This window comes from Streptomyces curacoi (assembly GCF_001513975.1).
Taxonomy (GTDB): domain Bacteria; phylum Actinomycetota; class Actinomycetes; order Streptomycetales; family Streptomycetaceae; genus Streptomyces; species Streptomyces curacoi.
In genome coordinates this window covers 115,402-139,086 of sequence record NZ_KQ947984.1, presented here as the reverse complement: position 1 = coordinate 139,086, position 23,685 = coordinate 115,402, and the positions used below count along the sequence as shown (strand labels likewise).

Annotated in this window: 18 protein-coding genes; 15 read left to right on the top strand and 3 right to left on the bottom strand. The window is 69.4% G+C overall.

Annotation, left to right across the window (positions count from 1 at the left end):
- Positions 1-77 precede the first annotated feature (77 nt).
- The 14 genes from AQI70_RS00630 (at position 78) to AQI70_RS00565 (ending at position 17,366) form a co-directional block, all read left to right on the top strand.
- Positions 78-1,013, top strand: a complete 936-nt coding sequence (locus AQI70_RS00630; protein WP_062142505.1) for a carbohydrate ABC transporter permease — start codon at positions 78-80, stop codon at positions 1,011-1,013.
- Positions 1,010-1,906, top strand: coding sequence for a carbohydrate ABC transporter permease (locus AQI70_RS00625; RefSeq protein ID WP_062142502.1), 897 nt, complete (start codon positions 1,010-1,012; stop codon positions 1,904-1,906). Before AQI70_RS00630 ends, AQI70_RS00625 begins: the two co-directional genes overlap by 4 nt.
- Positions 1,903-3,216: a pectate lyase family protein gene (locus AQI70_RS00620; RefSeq protein ID WP_062142499.1), complete on the top strand. Its 1,314-nt coding sequence runs from the start codon at positions 1,903-1,905 to the stop codon at positions 3,214-3,216. Before AQI70_RS00625 ends, AQI70_RS00620 begins: the two co-directional genes overlap by 4 nt.
- On the top strand, positions 3,213-4,370 hold the full coding sequence (locus AQI70_RS00615) for a Gfo/Idh/MocA family protein (protein ID WP_062142496.1): 1,158 nt from the start codon (positions 3,213-3,215) through the stop codon (positions 4,368-4,370). The genes AQI70_RS00620 and AQI70_RS00615 overlap by 4 nt, the downstream gene beginning before the upstream one ends.
- On the top strand, positions 4,370-5,215 hold the full coding sequence (locus AQI70_RS00610) for a DUF6807 domain-containing protein (protein ID WP_062142493.1): 846 nt from the start codon (positions 4,370-4,372) through the stop codon (positions 5,213-5,215). The genes AQI70_RS00615 and AQI70_RS00610 overlap by 1 nt, the downstream gene beginning before the upstream one ends.
- Positions 5,212-6,720 (top strand): glycoside hydrolase family 43 protein, encoded by a 1,509-nt coding sequence (locus AQI70_RS00605; protein ID WP_062142490.1) that lies wholly within the window; start codon positions 5,212-5,214, stop codon positions 6,718-6,720. Before AQI70_RS00610 ends, AQI70_RS00605 begins: the two co-directional genes overlap by 4 nt.
- A 42-nt stretch (positions 6,721-6,762) precedes the next feature.
- Positions 6,763-8,790 carry a pectinesterase family protein gene (locus AQI70_RS00600; protein WP_062142487.1) on the top strand — a complete coding sequence of 676 codons (2,028 nt, stop codon included), beginning with the start codon at positions 6,763-6,765 and terminating at the stop codon, positions 8,788-8,790.
- A 78-nt stretch (positions 8,791-8,868) separates the two neighbouring features.
- Positions 8,869-10,224, top strand: coding sequence for an ABC transporter substrate-binding protein (locus tag AQI70_RS00595; RefSeq protein WP_062142484.1), 1,356 nt, complete (start codon positions 8,869-8,871; stop codon positions 10,222-10,224).
- A 180-nt stretch (positions 10,225-10,404) separates the two neighbouring features.
- Entirely contained in the window at positions 10,405-11,205 is an 801-nt protein-coding gene (locus tag AQI70_RS00590) for a rhamnogalacturonan acetylesterase (protein WP_062142481.1), read from the top strand.
- 33 nt (positions 11,206-11,238) lie between these two features.
- A complete protein-coding gene (locus tag AQI70_RS00585) occupies positions 11,239-12,552 on the top strand; it encodes a pectate lyase family protein (protein WP_062142478.1) in 1,314 nt (437 codons plus the stop codon).
- Between the two features lie 94 nt (positions 12,553-12,646).
- Positions 12,647-13,783, top strand: coding sequence for a pectinesterase family protein (locus AQI70_RS00580; RefSeq protein ID WP_062142475.1), 1,137 nt, complete (start codon positions 12,647-12,649; stop codon positions 13,781-13,783).
- Position 13,784: 1 nt separating this feature from the next.
- Positions 13,785-15,305 carry a pectinesterase family protein gene (locus AQI70_RS00575; protein WP_208607263.1) on the top strand — a complete coding sequence of 507 codons (1,521 nt, stop codon included), beginning with the start codon at positions 13,785-13,787 and terminating at the stop codon, positions 15,303-15,305.
- A gap of 50 nt (positions 15,306-15,355) precedes the next feature.
- On the top strand, positions 15,356-16,468 hold the full coding sequence (locus AQI70_RS00570) for a right-handed parallel beta-helix repeat-containing protein (protein WP_062142473.1): 1,113 nt from the start codon (positions 15,356-15,358) through the stop codon (positions 16,466-16,468).
- Between the two features lie 100 nt (positions 16,469-16,568).
- A complete protein-coding gene (locus AQI70_RS00565) occupies positions 16,569-17,366 on the top strand; it encodes an HAD family acid phosphatase (RefSeq protein WP_062142471.1) in 798 nt (265 codons plus the stop codon).
- A 3-nt stretch (positions 17,367-17,369) separates the two neighbouring features.
- Here AQI70_RS00565 and AQI70_RS00560 read toward each other — a convergent pair whose 3' ends face one another.
- Entirely contained in the window at positions 17,370-19,595 is a 2,226-nt protein-coding gene (locus AQI70_RS00560) for a glycoside hydrolase family 43 protein (protein WP_062142469.1), read from the bottom strand.
- 264 nt (positions 19,596-19,859) lie between these two features.
- On the opposite strand from AQI70_RS00560, the gene AQI70_RS00555 reads away from it, so the two are divergent.
- Positions 19,860-21,014 (top strand): right-handed parallel beta-helix repeat-containing protein, encoded by a 1,155-nt coding sequence (locus AQI70_RS00555; protein WP_062142467.1) that lies wholly within the window; start codon positions 19,860-19,862, stop codon positions 21,012-21,014.
- Positions 21,015-21,084: 70 nt separating this feature from the next.
- Here the strand turns inward: AQI70_RS00555 and AQI70_RS00550 are convergent, their stop codons facing one another.
- Together AQI70_RS00550 and AQI70_RS00545 are read right to left on the bottom strand one after the other, a co-directional pair.
- Positions 21,085-22,767, bottom strand: coding sequence for a rhamnogalacturonan lyase B N-terminal domain-containing protein (locus AQI70_RS00550; RefSeq protein ID WP_062142465.1), 1,683 nt, complete (start codon positions 22,765-22,767; stop codon positions 21,085-21,087).
- A gap of 59 nt (positions 22,768-22,826) precedes the next feature.
- Complete coding sequence (locus AQI70_RS00545) at positions 22,827-23,660, bottom strand: pectate lyase (RefSeq protein ID WP_062142463.1); 834 nt, start codon at positions 23,658-23,660, stop codon at positions 22,827-22,829.
- Positions 23,661-23,685: the final 25 nt, after the last annotated feature.

Below are 23,685 nucleotides of genomic sequence, written 5' to 3'. Positions count from 1 at the left end.
CCCTACCCATCGAGAAAGCGCTTCCCGCACCACAAAAGCAAGCCGCACGCACGACGTACTGAGAACGGAGACCAGTCATGGCCCAAGCCGCAGCCGTGGCGAAACCGCCCGCGCCACCCCGGCGGCGCCGTGCCTCCGCCACGCCGCGCAGGCTCCCGTACCTGCTGATCGCGCCGGCCGCCCTGCTCATGCTGGGCTTCATCGCCTACCCGGTCATCAGCGTCTTCTACTACAGCCTGCAGGAGTACAACCCCACCAAGCCGTGGCGCAACGGCTTCGCGGGCTTCGACAACTTCGTCCACGCCTTCACCGAGGACCCGCTGTTCTGGGACACCCTGGTCTTCAGCGCCAAGTGGGTGTTCGTGGAGGTAGGGCTCCAGCTGCTGTTCGGGCTCGCGCTGGCCCTCATCGTCAACCAGACCTTCGTGGGCCGGGCGCTCGGCCGGGCCCTCGTCTTCTCGCCGTGGGCCGTCTCCGGCGTGCTGACCTCGGCGATCTGGGTGCTGCTCTACAACTCCCAGACCGGCATCACCCGTTACCTCGCGGACGTGGGCATCGGCTCCTACGGCACCAGCTGGCTGTCGGACACCTCCACGGTGTTCCCGGCGGCGATCGTCGCGGATCTGTGGCGCGGTGTGCCGTTCTTCGCCATCCTCATCCTCGCCGACCTCCAGTCCGTCTCGAAGGACCTGTACGAGGCCGCCGAGGTCGACGGGGCCAGCCGCCTCCAGCAGTTCTGGAACATCACCCTGCCCCATCTGAAGGACGCGATCGTCCTGTCCACGCTGCTGCGCGCGGTGTGGGAGTTCAACAACGTCGACCTGCTCTACACGCTGACCGGCGGCGGACCCGCGGGCGAGACCACGACACTCCCGCTGTACATCGCCAACACCAGCGTCGAATCCCACAACTTCGGCTACGCGTCCGCCCTGACCACGGTCGCGTTCGTGATCCTGCTCTTCTGCTCGATCGTCTATCTGCGGCTGAGCAAGTTCGGAGGTGAGGACAAGTGAGCGTGAAGGAAGCCACCAAGGCCGCGCCCGCGCCCGTGCGCGCCGCCCCCGAACCGCCGCGTCCTACGAAGAGGAACCGGGCCTGGGACGAGGTCCCGCGCTGGCAGATCTACCTCCCGCTGTCGATCTACCTGGTCTTCACCCTCATCCCCTTCTACTGGATCCTGCTCTTCTCCCTGCGCCCGTCCGGCTCGACCTCCCTCGTGCCCTGGCCGATCACCTTCGACCATTTCGAGAAGGTCTGGACGGAGCGGAGCTTCGGCACCTACTTCCAGAACAGCGTGCTGGTCGGTGTCGTCACCCTGCTGATGACGACCCTCGTCGCCCTGGCCGGCGGCTACGCCCTCGCGCGCTTCAACTTCAAGATCAAGCGTGCCTTCATGCTCGCCCTGCTGTGCTCCCAGTTCGTGCCGGGCGCGCTGCTCCTGGTGCCGCTGTTCGAGATCTTCGCCGAGTTGCAGATGATCAACTCGCTGGGCAGCGTCATCATCGCGGAGACGGTCTTCCAGCTGCCGCTGTCGATGATCCTGATCAGCAACTTCATCAAGAATGTGCCGTACTCCCTGGAGGAGGCGGCCTGGGTCGACGGCTGCAACCGCTTCACCGCCTTCCGGATCGTCGTCCTGCCGCTGCTGCGGCCCGGTCTGATCGCCGTCGGCTCCTTCGCCTTCGTGCACTCCTGGAACCACTTCCTGTTCGCCCTGATGTTCCTCAACAACCAGGAGAAGCAGACCATCCCGGTCGGCCTCAACACCCTGATGGGCGCCGACAGCGTCGACCTGGGCGCGCTCGCCGCGGGCGGCATCATCGCGGCCGTACCGGTCGTGATCGTGTTCGCCTTCATCCAGAAGTGGCTGATCACGGGCTTCAGCGCGGGGGCGGTGAAGGGATGAGGGGCCGAAGGGGAGTTCAACTGGCCGTCGTCGCCGGGATGCTGGGCCTCGCGTTCAGCGCCCCGGCCGGGGCCGAGGCACGCGACATCAGCCGCGACACCCTCGCCCCGAACGACGGCTGGGCGGCGGCCGACGGTGGTACCACGGGGGGTTCCACCGCCGACGACGCCCATGTCTTCACCGTGCGCGACCGCAGCGAGCTCGTCCGCGCCCTGGACGGCGGCAGCGCCACCCCCAAGATCATCAAGATCGCCGGGACCATCGACGCCAACACCGACGACGACGGCGACCACCTGGACTGCGCCGACTACGCCACCGACGGCTACAGCACCAGGAAGTACCTGGCCGCCTACGACCCCCGCACCTGGGGCTCCGCCAAGCCCAGCGGCCCGCAGGAGGAGGCCCGCCAGGCCTCGGCGGCCAGGCAGGCCGAGCGCATCGAGCTGACCGTCGGCTCCAACACGACGATCGTCGGACTCGGAGACGCCAGGAACACAGCCGTCCTCAAGGGCGCCGGCCTCCAGCTCAAGGGCGCGAACAACGTCATCATCCGCAACCTCGAACTCCGCGACGCCTACGACTGCTTCCCCGTCTGGCAGCCCAACACCGGCGGCCTCGGCGACTGGAAGACGGCCTACGACAACATCTGGCTGCGCGGCGCCACCCACGTCTGGATCGACCATGTGACCCTCAGCGACCAGGGCCACCCGGACGAGAAGGAACCCACCCACTTCGGCCGCAACTACCTGCGCCACGACGGCCTGCTGGACATCACCAACGCCTCCGACCTGGTCACCGTCTCCTGGAGCCGGTTCGCCGACCACGACAAGGCGATGCTCATCGGCAACGGCGACACGGCCACCGGCGACCGCGGAAAGCTCCGTGTCACCCTGCACCACAACGAGTTCGAGTCCGTCGTCCAGCGTGCCCCGCGCGTCCGCTTCGGGCAGGTGCACCTCTACAACAACCGGTACGTCGTCCCGGCCGGCGCCCACGACCACCGCTACTCCATCGGAGTGTCGACCGAGTCCGCGATCTACGCCGAGAACAACGCCTTCCACACCCCCGGCCACATCGAGGCCGCCGACCTGGTCAAGAGCTGGAACGGCACCGCTCTCCACCAGTCCGGCACCCTCTTCAACGGCTATCCGGTGGACCTGCTGGCGATCAACAACGCCTACAACTCCGGCAGCGAGCGCGATCTCACGGCCGACGTCGGCTGGACACCTACCCTGCACACAAAGATCGACAGCGCCGCCACGGCCGACCGAGCGGTGGCACGCGGCGCGGGCGCAGGGAGGATCCCATGAGCACTGCCGTACCCGTCGTCCTCGCGGGCGCGCGCGGCCACGGCCGCTGGCACCTGGACAACATCCGCCGCCTCCAGGACAAGGGCATCGTGCGGCTGGCGGGCATCTGCGAGCTGACCCCGCTGACGGCACAGGAGCTCCCGGAAGGCCTGGGCACGCCTGAGCAGTCCGCCGACTTCGGCGCCCTGCTCGACTCCACCGGCGCCCGGATCGCCGTGATCTGCACGCCGATCCCGACCCACACCGACCTCGCCCTGACGGCCGCGCGCAGGGGCGTGCACCTCCTGCTGGAGAAGCCGCCCGCCCCGTCGTACGCGGAGTTCCGGCGCATGGCCCACGGCGTCGCCGAGGCCGGGGTCGTCTGCCAGATCGGCTTCCAGTCGCTGGGCTCGCACGCCGTGCCCGCGATCCGGGCGCTGATGGCCGAGGGCGCGATCGGCGAGATCGTCGGCATCGGCGGCGCCGGTGCCTGGGCGCGCGCCGAGGCGTACTACCGGCGGGCGCCCTGGGCGGGCAGGCGCAGGCTGAACGGCGTCGACGTGATCGACGGGGCGCTCACCAACCCGCTGGCCCACGCCGTCGCCACCGCCCTCGCCCTGGGCGGCACCGTGCGCGCCGAGGACGTCACCGACATCCAGACCGAACTGTTCCGCGCCAACGACATCGAGTCCGACGACACCTCCTGCGTCCGAGTGAGCACCGAGCGGGGCGCCCCGGTCGTCGTCGCCGCGACCCTGTGCGCCGAGCACCCCGACGAGCCGTATGTCGTCGTCCACGGCGAACGCGGCCGGATCACCTTCTGGTACAAGCAGGACCGCGTCCTGCTCCAGCGCGCGAACCACGGCCCCGAGGAGTTCGAGTACGGCCGGACCGACCTGCTGGAGAACCTCGTCGAGCACCTCGTCGACGGCGCCGACCTGCTGGTCACGCCCGAGGCGACCGGCGCCTTCATGAAGGTCGTCGAAGCGATCCGGCTGGCCCCCGACCCGGCCCCGCTGCCGGCCGAGGCCTGGCATCTGCTCCCCGACGAGCAGCGCCGGGTCGTGCCCGGCGTCGACGGCCTGGTCGCGGCCGCCGCCGACACCCTCGCCCTCTACTCCGAGCTGGGCGCCCCCTGGGCCCTTCCGGCACGAACGAAAGAGGTGAGCACCTGATGACCCCCCACGACACCGCGGTGCTGCGCGTCGCGGGCCGACCGGTCGGCCGGTACGTCACCCGGCCCGAACTGCCGGCCCGGCTCTCCCCGCGCCCGTACCTGCACCCCGTCACCACCCTGGCCGGCACGGCGGTCACCGAGCTCAGCCCCGCCGACCACATACACCACCTCGGCGTCGGTGTCGCCGTTCCCGACGTCGAGGGGTCCAACTTCTGGGGCGGACGCACCTATGTCCGCGACCAGGGCCCGACCGAGCTGGACAACCACGGCGCCCAGCGGCACACCGCCTTCCAGCTGCGCGACCCCGACGGCTTCGTCGAGGAGCTGCGCTGGGTGGCGGCACGGGCCGAGCTGCTGCGGGAGCGCCGTACGGTCGCGGCCACCGAACTCACCGACGCCGCCTGGGCGCTGGACTTCACCTTCTCCCTGACCAACGTCACCTCCGGCCCCCTGTCGATCGGCAGCCCCGCCACCAACGGGCGCCCCGGCGCGGCGTACGGCGGCTTCTTCTGGCGGGCCCGCAAGGAGGCCACGGCGCCGGACGTGTTCACCGTCGACCGCGAGGGCGAGCAGGCGGTGCACGGCACCCGCGCCCCCTGGGTGGCCCTCGCGGGCTCCACCTGGACCCTGATCTTCGCCGGCGCCACCGAGGAGACCCGCCGGGATCCCTGGTTCGTACGCGCCGAGGAGTACCCGGGCGTCGGCTCCTCCCTCGCCGTCGAGGAACGGCTGCCCATCCCGCCCGGCGAGACCGCCGTACGCCGGATCGTCACCGTCGTCGCCGACGGCCGGATCAGCCGGCTCGAAGCGGCCTCCCTGGTCCGCAAGGCGGTGAGCCCGTGACCGCCGGGACATACACGAACCCCGTCCTGAACGCCGACTGGTCCGACCCGGACGTCGTCCGCGTCGGCGACGACTTCTACCTCACCGCCTCCAGCTTCGGCCGCGCCCCGGGACTGCCCCTGCTGCACTCCCGGGACCTGGTCAACTGGACTCTGGTCGGGCATGCGCTGGACCGCCTGGAACCGCCGGAGATGTTCGCTGGGCCCCGCCACGACTGTGGCGTCTGGGCACCTTCGCTCCGGCATCACGACGACCGCTTCTGGATCTTCTGGGGCGACCCCGACCAGGGCGTCTTCCAGGTCAACGCCCCCGAGATCCGGGGCCCCTGGACCCGCCCGCACCTGGTGAAGCAGGGCAAGGGCCTGATCGACCCCTGCCCCCTGTGGGACGACGAGACCGGCGAGGCCTACCTCGTGCACGCCTGGGCCAAGTCCCGCTCCGGCGTCAAGAACCGCCTCACCGGCCACCGAATGCACCCGGACGGCACCGAACTCCTCGACGACGGCAAGCTGATCGTCGACGGCGACCGGATCCCGGGTTGGTTCACCCTCGAAGGGCCCAAGCTCTACCAGCACGACGGCTGGTTCTGGATCCTCGCGCCCGCCGGGGGAGTGGAGACCGGCTGGCAGGGCGCGTTCCGCTCGCGCGAGTTCTTCGGGCCGTACGAGGAGAAGATCGTCCTCGAACAGCAGGACACCGACGTCAACGGGCCGCACCAGGGCGGCTGGGTGCGCACCCCGGCCGGGGAGGACTGGTTCCTGCACTTCCAGCAGCGGGGCGCCTACGGCCGGGTCGTCCACCTCCAGCCGATGCGCTGGGGCACCGACGGCTGGCCGGTGCTCGGGGACGACGGCGCCCCCGTCGCCGTACATCCGCTGCCCGACCTGCCGCCGCAGCCGCCCGCCGCGCCCGCCACCGACGACGACTTCCCCGGCGGACGCTTCGGACGGCAGTGGAGCTGGACCGCCAACCCCCAGGACGGCTGGGCCACCCAGCACTCCGGCGACGGGCTGAGACTGGCCTGCGTCCGTTCGGCCGACGCGCACGACCTGCGCAAGCTGCCGAACATCCTCACCCAGCGGCTGCCGGGCACGCCCTGCGCGGTGGAGGTCGAACTACGGCTGGACAGCGAGGAGCCGGGGGCGCGGGCGGGGCTCGCGGTGCTCGGGGACGCGTTCAGCTGGCTCGGGCTCCAGCGGGGCGCGGACGGGGAGGTGCATGTCGTGCACCGGTTCGCGGAGGCCGTCGCGGAAAAGGAACGGGACGCCGGACACGCGCGGCTCGCGCCCGAGGGGCGGGTGCGGCTGCGGATCGAGATCGGGGCCGGGGCGCGGTGCCGGTTCTTCTACGACCTCGGTGACGGCCCGCGTCCCTCGGGGCCGGTCTTCACGGCGACCCCGTGGCGCTGGGTCGGTGCCCTGCTGGGGCTGTTCGGTCTCGCTCCCGCCGGTCAGGGACACGCCGGCGCGGCGACCTTCACGCAGTTCAGGATCAGCGCCTTGTAACTCACCTCACTCGTGGGCCTGTTGAGCCTGTTGGGAGCCGCAATGACGCACCTCCGTAGCAAGCGCTTGCCGGGCGTCGGTCCGGGAGTCGGCCCGGGAACCGCCCCGGGAGCCGGCAGAACCACGGCCGCCGTCGTGGGGCTGGTGGCCGCCCTGGGTCTCGGGCTGGTGGGCGAGGCGAACGCCGTCGCCCCTGCCGCCGGGGACACCACCACGACGTCGGCCGCCCGCTGGAGCGATCAGCCGCATGGCTTCGCCTCCCTCGCCGGCGGTACGACCGGCGGCGCGGGCGGCAAGGTCGTCACCGTCACGGACCAGGCCTCGCTGGCCCGGTACGCGGCGGCGCCGGAGCCGTACATCATCCGGGTCCAGGGCACCGTCACCGCGCAGCCCTTCGGGGCGAACATCACCGTCGCCTCGGACAAGACGATCGTCGGCGTCGGCACGAGCGGTGAACTGGTGCAGGGCGAGTTCCACCTCGAACCCGGCACGCACAACGTGATCATCCGCAACATGACGATCCGCGACTCGGCGGTCGAGGGCAACTGGGACTGCAAGGACACCGACTTCGACGGCATCCAGATGGACACCGTCCACCACGTCTGGGTCGACCACAACCGCTTCTCGAACATCTGCGACGGGCAGCTCGACGTCCGCAAGGACAGCGAGTACGTGACCGTCTCCTACAACCGGTTCGAGAACAACAACAAGACGTTCGGCCTCGGCTGGACGAGCAACGTCAAGACGCAGATCACGATCGACCACAACTGGTTCGCCCACACCAAGCAGCGCAACCCCTCCGTCGACAACGCCGCCTACGCGCACCTGTACAACAACTACCTGACCGCACAGGCCGATCCCGGGGACCCGGTCTGGACGTACGGCAACTGGTCGCGCGGCAGGACCAGGATGGTCATCGAGAACAGCTACTACCGCGACGTACAGCACCCCTACCAGGCCGACACCACCGCGGAGCTGGTGGAGCGCGGGTCGATCCTGAAGAACACCACGGGCCGACACGACGAGTGGGGTGCCGCCTTCGAGCCACGGGAGCTCTACGACTACCGGCTGGACCCCGCGGCCGCCGTCCCCGCGCTGGTGACGCGGTTCTCCGGGCCGCAGCGGCGGATCGGCGACTCGGTGACGCTGCATGTCCCCGGGGACTACGCGACCGTGCAGGCCGCCGTGGACGCCGTGCCGGACGGCAACACCGGGCGGGTCACGATCGCGGTCGCGCCGGGCACGTACCGCGAGAAGGTGCTCATTGCCGCGAGCAAGCCGAACATCGTGCTGCAGGGGACTGGACACGACCGGTCCGACACCGTCATCGTCTTCGACACGCCCGCCGAGTACGGCGGTTCGACGGGGAGCGCGACGGTCAGGATCGCCGCGAACGACGTCACCGCCCGCAACCTCACCTTCAGCAACGACTTCGACGAGGCCGCGCACGAGCTGAAGGGCGAGCAGGCGCTGGCGATGAAGACGACCGGTGACCGGATCGTCTTCGAGAACACCGCCTTCCTGGGCAACCAGGACACCCTCATGACCGACAGCCCCAAGCTGACCACCGTCAGCCGGGTCTACATCCGCGACTCGTACATCGAAGGCGACGTCGACTTCGTGTACGGGCGGGCCACCACCGTCATCGAGCGGTCCGTCATCCGCGCGCTGAGCCGGGGCTCAGCCACCAACAACGGCTACATCACCGCGGCTTCGACCTGGACCGGCAATCCGTACGGCTTCCTGATCACCCGGTCGAGGATCGTGAGCGACGCACCCGACGGGACCTACCACCTCGGGCGGCCCTGGCACCCGGGCGGTGAACCGGCGGCGGTCGCGCAGGTGCTGATCCGGGAGACCGAGCTGCCGGCCGCGGTCAAGGCCTCCCCGTGGACCGACATGAGCGGCTTCTCGTGGAGGGACGCGCGGTTCGCGGAGTACCGCAACCAAGGGCCCGGTGCCGCCGTCACCGCGGACCGACCGCAGATGAGCGATGAGGAGGCGCGGTCGCACACCGTCGCCGACTACCTGAAGGGCGCCGATGGCTGGGCGCCGCAGAACCGGCGCTGAGTGGCCCTGGCCCTCGGTGCCTCGAAGACCCCCCACAACTTCATATCTCCGTTTGATCCAGAAGAAGAGAGCCGACCAATGAAGATCAGCAATCGCAGGAGCAGCACAGGCGGGCGCCGCATGTCGGCCGCCGTCGCCCTGAGCGCCGTGCTCACCCTGACCGCCACCGCCTGCGGTGACGACGGCAGCGGCACGGGCGGCGACACGGGCGCCGAGGGCAGCGGCAAGGGGAAGATCGTCTTCTGGGACAACAACGGCGGTGTCCGCACCGACATCTGGAAGGAGATCATCGCCGACTTCGAGAAGGCGAACAGCGACATCGAGGTCGAGTACGTCGGGATCCCGTCCACCGACTACCAGTCCAAGGTGGACACCGCCATCCAGGGCGGCGGCCTGCCCGACGTCGGCGGCGTCGGCGCGGCGATGCTCGCCGGGTTCGCCGCGCAGAACGCGCTGGAGCCGCTGGACGACCGGCTCGCCAAGTCCTCCCTCAGCGGCAAGCTCAACGAGGACATGGTCGCCTCGCTGAAGGCCGCGGGGGGTGGCGACGGCAAGCTGTACTCGATTCCGACCTCCGCGAACAACGGTGTGCTGTACTACCGCACCGACCTGTTCAAGAAGGCCGGGCTGGACGAGCCGAACACGTGGGACAAGTTCTACGAGGCCGCGCAGAAGCTCACCGACGCCAAGAAGAACGAGTTCGGTTACACCATCCGTGGTGGTGCCGGGTCCATCGCCCAGGCGCTGGACGCGATGTACGGGCAGTCCGGGATCACGTCCTTCTGGAACGGTGACAAGACCACGGTCAACGATCCGAAGAACGTGGTCGCGCTGGAGAAGTACGCCGCGCTCTACAAGAAGGTCACTCCGGCCGCCGACCTCAACAACGACTTCACCAAGATGGTCGCCCAGTGGGATTCCGGCACCATCGGGATGCTGAACCACAATCTGGGGTCGTTCCAGGACCATGTGAAGGCGCTGGGCACGGACAAGTTCCGGGGAATTCCGCAGCCGACGCTCGCCGACGGGAAGCGGGTTCAGGTCTCCAACCCCGTGGACGGGGTCGGGCTGTTCAAGAGCTCAAAGAACAAGGAGGCGGCCTGGAAGTTCATCGAGTTCGCCCTCTCGCACGAGGAGAACTCGAAGTTCAACGAGTCGGCGGGGCAGGTGCCGGCGAACAACGACGCGGCCAAGGACGCGTGGATTTCGAAGGCCGAGCCCACGAAGTTGGCTGCCGCCGCGCTGACCGACGGTTCCACGACCATCGTGCAGCTGCCGTACTACCTGCCGGACTGGAACACCATTTCCAAGGCCGACAACGAGCCGAACTTCCAGAAGGTGCTGAACGGGGACCTGAGTGCGAAGGAGTTCCTGGACACGATGGCCGGTCAGCTCAATGAGGCTCAGGCCGAGTGGAAGTCGCGTAACGGCTGAGAGCTCGGACGGTTCTGTGCGCGGCCGGCTGCGGGTCGGGTGTGGCCGGTCGCGCCCACGCGGCGGTAGCCGCATATCGAGTACAGCCCCGCGCCCCCGCGCAAGTTGCCGCTCCCCGCGTTCGAAAGGCACCGCCGAAACGGACCCGCCCCCGTAGCTCTGTCGAGAAAGGCACCCCCCGTGTCCCTCACCCGCAGACAGGTGACCCTGGCGGCCATGGCCGCCGCCCCCCTCGCCCTCGCGGCCACCGGTACCGCTCAGGCCGCCTCCGGTCGCCGCACCCGCACCCTCTACATCGCCGGTGACTCCACCGCCGCCCAGAAGTACGCCGGCGCCGCCCCCGAGACCGGGTGGGGCATGGCGCTCCCCTTCTTTCTGCACAAGGACCGGCCCGTCTCGAACCACGCGGTGAACGGGCGCAGTTCGAAGAGCTTCGTCGACGAAGGGCGGCTCGATGTCGTCCTGGCCGCCATCCGGCCCGGCGATCTCCTGCTGATCCAGTTCGCGCACAACGACGAGAAGGCCACCGACCCCACTCGGTACACCGAGCCCTGGACGACGTACCAGGACTATCTGCGGCTGTACATCGACGGTGCCCGTGCCCGGGGCGCGCGGCCGGTGCTGGCCACCGCCGTCGAGCGCCGGAGGTTCGACGCGAGCGGCAACGCCGTGCCAACCCACGGCGACTATCCGGCGGCGATGCGCGCGCTCGCCCAGGAGGAGCGCGTCACGCTGCTCGACATCCAGGCGCTGTCGCTGGCGCTGTGGCAGCGGCTCGGGGTCGAGGAGACGAAGAAGTACTTCAACTGGACCGCCACCGAGCAGGACAACACGCACTTCAACCCGCCCGGCGCGATCGCCGTGGCGCGTCTCGTGGCGCAGGAGCTGCTGCGCACCCGAGTGCTGGCCCCGCAGGACGTGCGCCGGCTCGACGAGGAGATCCCGCAGTCCTGGATCACCTGGCCGCAGGCCGCCGCGTAACACCACCCCGACCGCAGAAGAGAGAGCCGCACAATGAACGCACAGCTATGGCATGGGCATGCCGCAAAGAAGGCCGCCGTCCTGATCGGCTGCACCACGCTCGTCCTCGGCCTCACCGGCACCACGGCCCAGGCACACTCCCGTGATCTCGGCCGTGAGGTCCTCGGCGCGGGCGACGGCTGGGGCTCGCAAGGGGCGGGGACGACCGGTGGTTCGGCCGCCGACGCCGAGCACGTCTACACCGTCACCACCTGGGCCGAGTTCAAGCGGGCCCTCGCCGACGGCGGCGACGCGCCGAAGATCATCAAGGTCAAGGGCATGATCGACGCCGTCTCCCAGGGCTGCGAGGCCTTCGTCGAAGGGGGCTACGACCTCCAGCAGTACCTGAAGGACTACGACCCGGCCGTCTACGGCAACGACAAGCCCGCCGCGGGCCCCCAGGAGGACGCGCGGGTCGCCTCCGCCGCCAACCAGGACTCGGAGATCAAGGCCAACATCCCCAGCAACACCACCATCGTCGGCGTCGGCAGGAACTCCGGCATCCTCGGCGGCAGTCTCCAGATCAAGGGCGTCTCGAACGTCATCATGCGCAACCTCACCATCGAGGCCCCGCTGGACTGCTTCCCCAAGTGGGACCCGACCGACGACAACAACACCGGCAACTGGAACTCCGAGTACGACACCGTGGTCGTCTACGGCAGCGACCACGTGTGGCTCGACCACAACACGTTCACCGACGGGCGCTACCCCGACAGCGAGCGGCCGGTCCACTTCGGCAAGGTCTTCCAGCAGCACGACGGACTGACCGACATCGTGCGCGGCTCCGACTACGTGACCGTGTCCTGGAACCGCTACGAGAACCACGACAAGAACATGCTGATCGGCAACGGCGACGGCCTCGCCGCCATCGACGCCGGCAAGCTCAAGGTCACCATGCACCACAACCGCTTCGAGGGGATCCTCCAGCGCTCTCCGCGCGTGCGGTTCGGGCAGGTCGACGTCTACAACAACCACTACGTGGTGACCGAGGAACAGAAGGACGACTATTACATCTTCGGTGTCGGCATCTCCTCGCAGCTCCACGCCACCGACAACGCCATCTCGCTGCCGGCCGGCGCGAGCGTCGGCAAGGTGCTGAAGAAGTGGAACGAGTCGCCGCTGACCGCCGAGAACAACTACGTCAACGGCAAGCTGACCGACCTCATCGCCGTCCACAACGCCGAGATCCCCGGCGAGACCCTGCAGTCCGGCGCCGGATGGAAGCCGACCCTGCGGACGAAGGTCGACCATCCCAGGGCGGTCCCGGGGATCGTCGGCAGCCGCGCCGGCGCCGGCCGCGTGTGCTGATGCCTGCCTGAGCGCGCCGGGCGGGCCGGGGCACCGCCGGCCCCGGCCCGCCTCCCCACTCCTTGTACGAGCCGCACATCGTAGGAGCACCCGCATGCCTTCGCCCCACCTCCGCCGACCGCCCCTGTCCAGAAGAGGTTTCCTGCTGGCGAGCGCCACCGCCGGAGCCACGCTCGCCCTCACGTCGGTCCCCGCTCGGGCCGCCGGCGTCCGGCCGTGTCCCTTCGGCCCCTACGGTTCCCCGGCCGACCGCCTGACCGCGCGGACCCTGTACGTCGACCCCGCCGGCCAGGGCGACTTCACCACGGTCCAGGCCGCCGTCACCGCCGCGAACGGCAGCGGCTGGACGCTGGTCCTCGCCCCGGGGACGTACCGGGAGACCGTCGCCGTCGACGTGACCCGTACCGAGATGACCTGGCTCGGGGCCAGTGGCGACCCGCGCGACGTCGTCATCGTCTACGACAACGCCGCCGGCACCCCCAGGCCTGGCGGCGGCACCTACGGCACCACCGGCTCCGCCACCACCCTCGTCCAGGCCGACGGATTCACCGCCCGCCACCTCACCTTCGCCAACGACTGGCTGCGCGCCGACCACCCCGGCATCAGCGGCACCCAGGCCGTCGCCATCAAGGTGCAGGGCGACCGCTCGGCCTTCCACCACTGCCGTTTCCTCGGCCACCAGGACACCCTGTACGCCGACTCCATGGCTCTCGGCGTCTTCGCCCGCCAGTACTTCTCGCACTGCTATGTGGAAGGTGACGTCGACTTCGTCTTCGGCCGGGCCACCGCCGTCTACGAGCACTGCCACTTCCGCACGCTCGACCGGACGGACCTCGGCGGAGCCCCGTACGGCTTCGTCTTCGCGCCCTCCACGGCGGGCGCCAACCCGCGCGGCTACCTGGTGACCAGGAGCCGCGTCAGCAGCGAGGCCCCGGACGCCTACTACAAGCTGGCCCGCCCCTGGGTGCCCAGCTCCGACCGCACCGCACGCCCCTCGCTCACCGTCCGCGACACCCACCTCGGCCCCGGCATCGACGCGGTCGCGCCCTACACGAACATGTCGGACAGCTTCCCCTGGCAGAGCCAGCGCTTCGCCGAGTACCGCAACACCGGCCCCGGCGCGGTCGTCACGGTCCCCGAGAACCGGCCCCAACTCACCGCCGAACAGGCCGAGTCGGCGACCCGCCAGGCGTATCTCGGCGACTGGACGCCCTGGAAGGGGAGCCGCTGAGATGCGCAGGCGGACCCTGCTGGCCGGGATCGCCGGGGGACTGACCGCCCTCGGGGCCGCCCCCGCCTTCGCCGCCGGTGCCCGCCGGGTGCTGCACGTCCGGCCCGGGGACTCCGTACAGGCGGCCGTGGACGCGGTGGACGGGCCCGGCCGGACGATCGTCGTGCACCCGGGGACCTATCGCGAGGTCGTGAAAATCCCCGTGGGGAAAGCGGAGTTGACGCTGCGCGGCGCCACCTGCGACCCGCGGGACGCCGTCATCGTGTGCGACAACGCCAACGGCACCCCCAGGCCCGACGGCTCGGGCACCTACGGCACCGCGGGCTCCGCCACCTTCAGCTCGGCCGCCCCCGGACTGACCGTCCGCGATCTGACCCTCGCCAACGACTGGCTGCGCGCCGACCACCCCGACATCACCGGTACACAGGCGGTGGCGGCGTACGTCACCGGCGACCGGTCCTCCTTCGACAACGTCCGCTTCCTCGCCCACCAGGCACTCAAGGACGAGCTGAACTTCCCGCTGGCCTGGGGGACTTCACCGGTGCGAGACTTCCGGGCCTGGCGTCGGGCGGCTCGCCGGGTGGTCGAGGAGCACCTCCTCGTCGACCGCCAGGACGGGACGCCGTACGCACCCGAGTACGGTGAGCGCTCCCGGGCCGACGGCTACACCCGCGAGACGGTGACCGTCTCCCTCACCCGTTACGCACGCGTCCGCGGCAGCCTGCTCACCCCGCACGGCCCCGGCCCGTTCCCCGCCGTGCTCCTCCTCCACGACCACGGCGCCAGGTTCGACATCGGGCGGGAGAAACTCGTCCGCCCCTGGTACGACGACACGCGCCTCGCCTCCGCTCAGGCCTGGGCCGACAAGTACTTCAGCGGACGCTTCCTCGGTGACGAACTCGCCCGGCGCGGCCATGTCGTCCTCTGCCTGGACGCGCCCGGCTGGGGCGACCGCGGCCCCGTCACCTACGACCAGCAGCAGGCGCTGGCCTCGAACTTCTACAACCTCGGCTCCTCCCTCGCCGGGCTCATGGCCCGCGAGGACGCCCGTGCCGCCGGATTCCTGGCCGGCCTCGACCGGGTGGACGCACGCAGGGTCGCCGCCGTCGGGTTCTCCATGGGCGCCTACCGGGCCTGGCAGACCGCCGCGCTCAGCGATCGCATCGCCGCCGCGGTGAGCGTGTGCTGGATGACCGGGCTGAAGGAGATGATGGTGCCCGGCAACAACACGCTGCGCGGGCAGTCGTCGTACTACATGCTCCACCCCGGGCTCGCCCGGCACCTCGACATCCCCGACGTGGCGAGCATCGCCGCACCCAGGCCGATGCTCTTCTTCAACGGCGGACTCGATCCGCTGTTCCCCGCCGACGGCGTCCGCGTGGCGTACGACAAGCTGCGCTCCGTCTGGCGCTCCCGCCACGCCGAGGAGCGGTTGCACCTCAAGACCTGGCCCGACCTCGGCCATGTCTTCGTCGACCGCATGCAGGACGAGGTCTTCACCTGGCTCGACTCCGTCCTGTGACCGTCCCCCCCCACGAATCCCCCCTCGCACGACGAAAGGACCCGCACTCCATGGCTCGTCGTACCGCTCTCGTCCTGGGCACCGCCCTGGCGCTCGGCGCCGGTCTGGCCGCCCTGCCCACCCAGGCCCAGGCCGCGACGGTGGTCGTCAGCAACTCGACCGACCTGTCCAACGCCATCAAGAACGCCACCCCCGGCACCGTCATCCAGGTCCGCGGCGGCACCTACTACCCCACGGCCACCCTCCAGTCCACGGCCAACGGCACCTCGTCGTCGCCGATCACGCTCACCGCGTACGGCTCGGAGACCGTGAAGATCGACGGATCCTCGCTGCCGTCCGGCTCCTGGATCTTCAAGCTGACTGCCGACCACTGGAACGTCTCGAAGATCACCTTCCAGAACTCCCCGGACAGCGCGGTCGTCTGCCAGTCCTGCACCGGAACGGTCTGGAACACCATCAAGACCATCAACGGCGGCGACTCCGGCTTCACGCTCACCGGCGACGGCACGGTCAACAACACCGTGAAGAACATCGACTCCTACGGCCACTACGACGCCGCCAACCACGGCGAGAACGCCGACGGCATAGCCGTGAAGTTCGGCTCCGGCACCGGCAACCTGATCACCGGCGCCCGCCTGTACAACAACTCCGACGACGGTCTGGACTTCTGGTCCTTCTCCTCCCCGGTCACCATCGAGCACACCTGGGCCTTCGGCAACGGCAGGAACCGCTGGGGCGACTCCGCCTTCGCGGGCGACGGCAACGGCTACAAGCTGGGCGGCGACGGCGAGACCGTGGCGCACGTCGTGAACAACTCCGCCGCCTGGGACAACGCCGGCAACGGCTTCACCGAGAACAGCAACCAGGGCGCCATCGTCATCAACCGCACCACCGCCTACGCCAACGCCAAGTGGGGCTACTACTTCGCCACGGGCGCGGCCAGGCTCGGCAAGAACCTCGCGGTGAGCAATGGCAGCGGCCTGGTCAACAAGGGCGGCTCGGTCGTCTCGTCCGGCAACAACTGGGACTCCGGGATCGCCACCCCGGCCTTCCGGTCCACGGACGCCTCGACCACGTACAACGCCCGCCAGACCGACGGCTCCCTCCCGGCGACGACCTTCCTGACCACGGGCAGCACGACCATCGGGGCGACGATGGACTGACCTGCCCGGGGGAGCGCGAGGCCCGTTCGTCCGTCACAGAGGTAAAGATCGGGCAACGGGTCTCGCGCTCATACCGGTGACGCTCGTAGAAATCTTTGTCATGCATAAACCACTGCGTCTCGCGGCCGTCGCCGCCGCCTGTGCCGTCGCCGGTGCCGCCCTCTACGGCGCCGGCGCCGCCACGGCCGGACAGTCGACCGCGAACAGCACCCACGAGCCCTACAACATAGGGCTGCTGGTCAAGGACATAGACAGTTACTACGGCACCACGCTCGACGCGAACGGCGTGTACCAGGCATCCCCGGACAGCCCGTACGCCAAGGACCTCGCGCGCATCGACGCCGACGCGAAGAAGTACATCGACAAGGCGGCCCGCAAGGCGCTGCACAAGGGCGAGAAGCCGGCCGTCGTCTTCGACATCGACGACACGCTGCTGCTCAGCCTCGACTACGAGAAGAAGACCAACTACACGTACAACAGCGCCACTTGGGCCGAGTACGTGAACAGGGCCGACCGCCCGGCCGTCTTCGGCAGCCCCGAGCTGGTGCGGTACGCCGAGTCCAAGGGCGTCGAGGTCTTCTACAACTCGGGCCTCGCCGAGTCGCAGCGCTCCGCCGCCGTCGAGAACCTGAAGAAGGCCGGCGCCGAGGTGAACCTCGACGCCGACCACATGTTCCTCAAGGACAAGGCCAACCCGCCGGCCTACCTCGCCGACTGCGCCACGCCGGGCACCTGGAACTGCACGACCGTGCAGTACAAGTCCGGCACCCGGCAGCACATCGAGGACGACCTCGGGTACGAGATCATCGCCAATTTCGGCGACCAGTACAGCGACCTGGAGGGCGGCCACGCGGACCGGACGTACAAGCTGCCCAACCCGACGTACTTCGTCAGCTGAGCGTCACCGCCGTACCGGCCTGATCCCCTCCAGCGTGGGCACCACCGGCGCGATCGTGCCGTCGGCCGCGAACTCCATGCGGTCGATGGTCGTCTCGCGGTGCATGCCGTCGCCGCCCGGCCGCCCGGGGCCGTTCAGGGCGAACCGGTGGTAGACGACGTACCAGTCGTCGGTGCCGGGGGCCTGGACCACCGAGTGGTGGCCGGTGCCGAGGATGCCGTACTCGGGGCGCTTCTGCAGGATCGTGCCCCGCTTGGTCCACGGGCCGAGCGGGGACGGTCCCGTGGCATAGGCGACGTGGTAGTTCTCGCTGCGGGTGTCGTCCTCGGACCACATGAAGTAGTACGTGCCCTTCCGCTTGATCACGAAGGATCCCTCGCGGAAGTTGTCCGGGGTGATGTCCCGCACCTTCGACGCGTCGAACGACACCATGTCGTCGTTGAGCGGGACGACGTACCCGTGCCCGTTGCCCCAGTAGAGATACGACGTGCCGTCGTCGTCCGTGAACACCGCCGGGTCGATCATCTGGCCCTTCAGCGAGCCTCCCTTGGCGACCAGGGGCTTGCCCAGCGCGTCCTTGAACGGGCCGGCGGGGGAGTCGGCCACCGCCACGCCGATCTGCTGCTCGGCGCAGAAGTAGAAGTAGTACTTGCCGTCGCGCTCGGCGATCGCCGGCGCCCAGGCGTACTTGTCGGCCCAGCTCACGTCCGGGCCCAGGTCCAGGATCACCCCGTGGTCCTTCCAGTGGACCAGGTCCTTCGACGAGTACGCCTTGAACCTCGTCCCGCTCCAGCCCTGGAAGCCGTCCGTCGTCGGGTAGATCCAGTACTCGCCGTTCAGGTAGTGCACATCCGGGTCGGCGTTGAGGCCGGGCAGGATCGGGCTGCGGGTGCGGACCGCCTCGACCGTCCAGGTGCGGCGCGTGCCGTCGGCGGACGTCACGGTGTACGTCTGCGGCTTGCGGAAGTCGCGCCGGGTGCCGGAGCGGGGGCTGACGGTGGCGCCCTCACCGGCCCACAGCTTCGGGGCGAGGCGGGAGAGGTCCACTTCCGGCCGCATGGGGAGCACGACCTTCGAGGCGCTCTCCGTGACGATGGCGTACCCCTTCTGGTCCTGCGCCGTCGCGTCCACGACCGAGGTGGGGCTCGCGGGGTACGCGGCGAGCAGCCGGTCGTACTCGGCCTGCGTCACCGGGATCACCGTGCCGTGCCGGGGGCTCGCCGGCAGCTGGTAGTTCTGCGACGGGGTCCACTTTCCCGAGTCGAGGTCGGTGGTCTCGAAGGGGATGTAACCGCGGCCGCCGTACTCGTCGATGAACAGGTACCACTTCTCCTCGGTGTTCGACTTGAACACCGTCGGGCCCTCGCCCCGGTCCATCGCGCCGCTGCCTATGCAGTCGGCCACGAAGTCGTACTTCGTCGAGGCCAGCGAGGTCGACTTCTCCCCGGTGATGAACTTCGCGCAGGGGCTGGAGGAGGTCGGGTCCCGTTCGTCCTTGGTGTAGCGGTAGTAGGTGCCCTTGTGCTGCACCACGGTGGAGTCGATGACCGAGTAGCCGGGGTCGTTCCAGACCTTCGGCTCGCTGAACGTGCGGAAGTCCTTCGTGGTCGCGTACAGCATCTTGTTGTACGTCGATCCGGTGTGGTCGGGGTCGTCGGCGGCGTACAGCTTCGACGCCCAGAAGACGACGTACTCACCGAGCGACTCGTCCCAGTAGGCCTCCGGCGCCCAGGTGTTGCCCGCGTTGTCGGGGGACACCTTCACCAGGCGCTGGTCGGTCCAGTGGACCAGGTCGGTGGACTCCCAGACCATGATGGACTTGCTGCCGTGCCGCTGGACCTGGTCCCAGCTGCCGCTGCTGTTGCGGTACATCCGCAGGTCGGTGGCGATCATGTAGAACTTGTCGCCCTCGGGGGAGCGGATCACGAACGGGTCGCGCAGCCCCTTCTCACCGATCGTGGAGGTGAGGACCGGCTTCCCGGCGTTCAGCTCCCGCCAGTGCAACGGGTCGTTGCCGCGGCTGAGGGCGTAGCGGATCTGCTCGCCGTCGGCGGTGCCCTCACCGGTGAAATAGGCGAAGAGATAACCGGCGTACTTGGGCTGTTTCACGGGTGGTGCTCCGGAGTTCGCGGTGCCGGCGGTGCTGGGCGGGGCGGCCAGCAGGCCGAGGAGAAGGGCGAGGAGGGGGATCAGCGGGGTCAGGAGGGTGCGAGCGGTGCGGGGGCGCATGACACATCCTGGGGAGTCTGGGGGTTTGTTGGACTCTGGGGGATTGGTTGGGGGGTTCTGTTTGTTCGGCTGCCCTCGGAGTGTCATCGGTGGGGGAACAGGGCGTCAATCGGTGCGCGGGTGACTCCTGGGGACCGAAACTTTCGCTCGCTTTCGGGGTGGGCGGCAACCTTCTCCGCCATGGCGGCGACCGGATGTCAGAAGCGGGCCGGGGCGGCCCCTCCGGCCCGCTTCGCCCCCAATGCCCAGGAAAGGAACACCCCAGTGCGCCTGAGCACCGGCCGTCACCGCAGGACCCGAACCCTCTCCATCGCCGCGGCGATCGCCGTCGCCTCGGGAGCGGGCGGCGCCTGCCTCGGCCTCTCCGACGGTGGCGCCGAGGCCGCCTCGACGACGGTCACCGTGTCCACCACCGCTCAGCTGGAGTCGGCCGTCAAGAACGCCGCCGCCGGTACCACGATCCAGGTGCGCGGCGGCACCTACCGGCCGACCGCCACGCTCAAGTCCACGGCGAACGGCACGAGTTCTTCGCGGATCACACTCCAGGCGTACGGCGGAGAGAAGGTGCGGATCGACGGGTCCAGGCTGCCCGACGGCTCCTGGCTGGCCGGCATCTACGGCGACTACTGGACCGTGCAGAACCTCACCTTCGTCAACTCCCCGGCGCAGGGCTTCGTCGCCACGTCGTCGGTGGGCGGCGTCTTCAAGAACCTCGTCACGGCCGGCAACGGCGACTCCGGGTTCACCCTGCGCGGCGACGGCACCACGAACAACCTCGTGCAGAACCTGGACAGTCACGGCAACTACGATCCGGCCGGCCACGGCCAGAACGCCGATGGGATCGCCGTGAAGTTCGGCTCGGGGACGGGCAACAAGATCACCGGGGCGCGGTTGTACAACAACTCCGACGACGGCCTCGACCTCTGGCAGTTCTCCTCGCCGGTCACCATCGAGCACACCTGGGCCTTCGGCAACGGCGAGAACCGGTGGGCCGACTCCGCCTTCGAGGGCAACGGCAACGGGTTCAAGCTCGGCGGCGGCGGTGCCTCGGTCGCGCATGTCGTCAACAACAACGCGGCCTGGGACAACACGCTGCACGGCTTCACCGAGAACTCCAACACCGGGGCGATCCTGCTGAACCGCAACACGGCCTACGCCAACGCCGAGTCCGGCTTCCACTTCGCGACCGGCAAGGCGCGGCTGGCTCGCAATCTCGCCGTGAGCAACAACAAGGGGCTCGCCAAGCTGGGGTCGTCGACCGTGTCCGCGGCGAACAACTGGGACAGCAAGGTCGCCACCCCGTCCTTCCGGTCGACGGACGCGACCACGGCGTACGGCGCCCGCGAGCCGGGCGGCTCACTGCCCGCGACGACCTTCCTGACGACGGGCTCCACCACCATCGGCTCGACGATGAACTAGCTCTCGGTGCCAAGACGAACGCCCCGCCGGTCGTCACCGGCGGGGCGTTCTGCTGCTGACCGAGGGGGGCTCAGGCCAGCAGGTCCAGGCAGTCGAACGAGGTGCCCGGGCTGAGGTACGCCGAGCCGCTCGAACCACTGACGATATTGATCTTCAGCACGTTGTACCGGGCCGGGTCCGTCTGCCACGCACTACTAGGGACGCCGAAGGTGAACGTGTGGTTGTTCCCGCGGTACGAACCCGTGGTGAGGGAGCGCGTCGAGGGCTGGCTGGGAGCCGAGAGGACGGTCGACACCCAGTCGTTGACCGTCACCCGGGGCCGGCCGTTGAGGAACGCGTCGGTCACGCCCACCCGCAGGGTGTGCGCCGCTGCCGCCTGCTCCCTGGTCAGCTTGAAGTAGACCAGGACGCCGTCGTTGACGTCCTTCCACATGTACGCGGGGAAGGAGGCCGCCGCGCTCGCGTCGCCGATCGTCACGTTCCCCGTCCACCTGGCCGCGCGGCCGTCGGAGGGATGCGCGTACGTCATCAGCCCGGCGTTCTTGAACTCGCCGGGCGTGCCGTCCCAGTCGCCGAGCCGCCAGATGGCCCTGGCCCTGCTCGGGTCGCCGGTGATCGTGATGCTGTGCAGCGACGTCGTCCCGCCCGCCGTCACCTTCACCGTGCCGGTGTACACGGCCAGTTCGCCCTTGTGGACGGTCATCGTGTACGTCCCCGGCAGCATCCCCTTGCAGGAGAACGCCCCCGACCCGGCCGCCGCCTTCGCCCAGTACTGCGCGTCCTTGTTGGCGAAGCCCACGGTGTACGCGTACTTGGCGTCCATGCCCTTCAGACCGACGCCCGCCACCTTGCCGCGGCCGGACGCGCCGATCCAGCCGGTGATGCCGAGGCCGTCCACCCAGGAGGTGTCCAGCTTGCCGTGGAAGAGCGAGGACGACGGCGCCCCGCCGTCCGTGAAGGACAGGACGTACGGGCCCTGCAGGCCGAAGCGCTCCGGCTCCGTCTGTGCCTGGTTGTAGTGCAGGATCTCGTACAGCGCGGCGCCCTTGTCGTTCGAGTGGCGCAGCAGCGAGCGGTAGAACGGGCCGCCCGAGGCCTTCTCGTGGTTGGAGCGCACCAGCCACAGACCGACCGAGCCGGTGGTGAAGCCGACGTGGTCGTAGTCGAGGGTGCGCTTGCCCGAGTAGTGCTTCGAGTGGGTCGTGCCGTCCGCCCGCTTCCAGACGTCACCGGCCTCGATGACCTTGTCCGAGGCCTCGATCCAGGTGTCCGGACCCTCGTTCGGGAAGATCCCGGGCTTGAGGCGGACGATGTAGCGGGTCGCCGTGAAGGAGGCGTCCGCCTTGTGCGTCCACAGGTAGACGTTGCTCTGGCCGCGGCGCGCCGCGTACCACTGGGTGATCGCCCCGTGCACGGCCTTCACCAGGATCGTCGAGCCCGACTGCCGGACGGTGACCGTGGACGCGCCGAGCCCGGACTCGACGTGCGAGTGCCGGCCGCCGTACCCCTCGTACTCCTTGCCCCGGTAGACCAGGGACGTGAGATCGCCGGTCGACTTGGAGACCTTGAAGACGAGCGCGGCCCCGGTGTCGACGACGTAGTTCGAGCCGTCGTCCGTGTAGCCGAAGGCCGCGGCGGAGGCGGAGGAGAGGAGGCCGGTGCCGACCGCGACGGCGGCGCCGGTGGCGGCGACGCCGATCGCGGAGGCCCCGAGCACCCGTCTGCGGGTGAGGCTTCTTCTGTGCGTGCTCACAGGTGGTGCTCCCGGGAATGGCCCGGGAGGTGCCCCGGGGGAGATGCTTTAACGTTCACTCACTGGTACGTGATGTCAGATGGCGAGAACCTGCAGGAGGTTCCGTCCGGTCCGGTGCCGAGTTCCTTCGGCTCCTTGCCGCTGCTGTTGCCCTGGAAGCGGGTGCAGGTCTTGATCTTCTTCCCGCTGTCGCCGTGGATGCGGACCTTGCGCAGGGCGGCCGTGTCTCCGTAGTTGGAGTTGATGCCGACGATCGAGTTGCCGGGCGCGGTGACGTCCACGTCGTTGATGATGATCGTGCGCTTGTGCTGCGTGGAGCAGTTGCCGCAGGAGCGCACCAGCTTGCCGAAGTTCTCCACCTGGAACTTGGAGACGACCAGCTTCCCGGCACCGTTGAACTGCAGCACCTTGTCGTCGGCGTTCCTCGCGCCACCGCCGTACACCGTGTACACGGCCGAGGACGACTTGCCCTTGAAGGTGGCGGCGTCCTCGCCGACGTCCAGCCACCACACGTTCTGCAGCGTGCAGGAGCCCAGGCAGTGGACGCCGTCCGCGGCCGGGGTACCGATGATCACGTTCTTCAGCACCGCGCCGTCGGCCAGCTGGAAGACCGGGTCCTGGCCCTCCTCCTGGCCGCTGCCGCCGAGGGCGCCGGAGCCGTAGAACTTCGTCAGCTTGCCGTCGTACGTGCCCGAGACCTTGATCGTCGACGAGACGGCCTTGCTGCCGTTCGCCGACGGCCAGGAGGAGGCCGCGCCGGCCGGCGACAGTAACGACGTGGTGGTGACGATGGCCGCACCGGTGATGCCGAGCGCGCAGACTCCGGCGAGCACCGCCCGCCGCTTGGTGACCTTGCGACGGTGACGGACGCGCTGTTCAGGCTGTGCTGTCATTACCCGGTTCCTTGCGTGGAGGGGA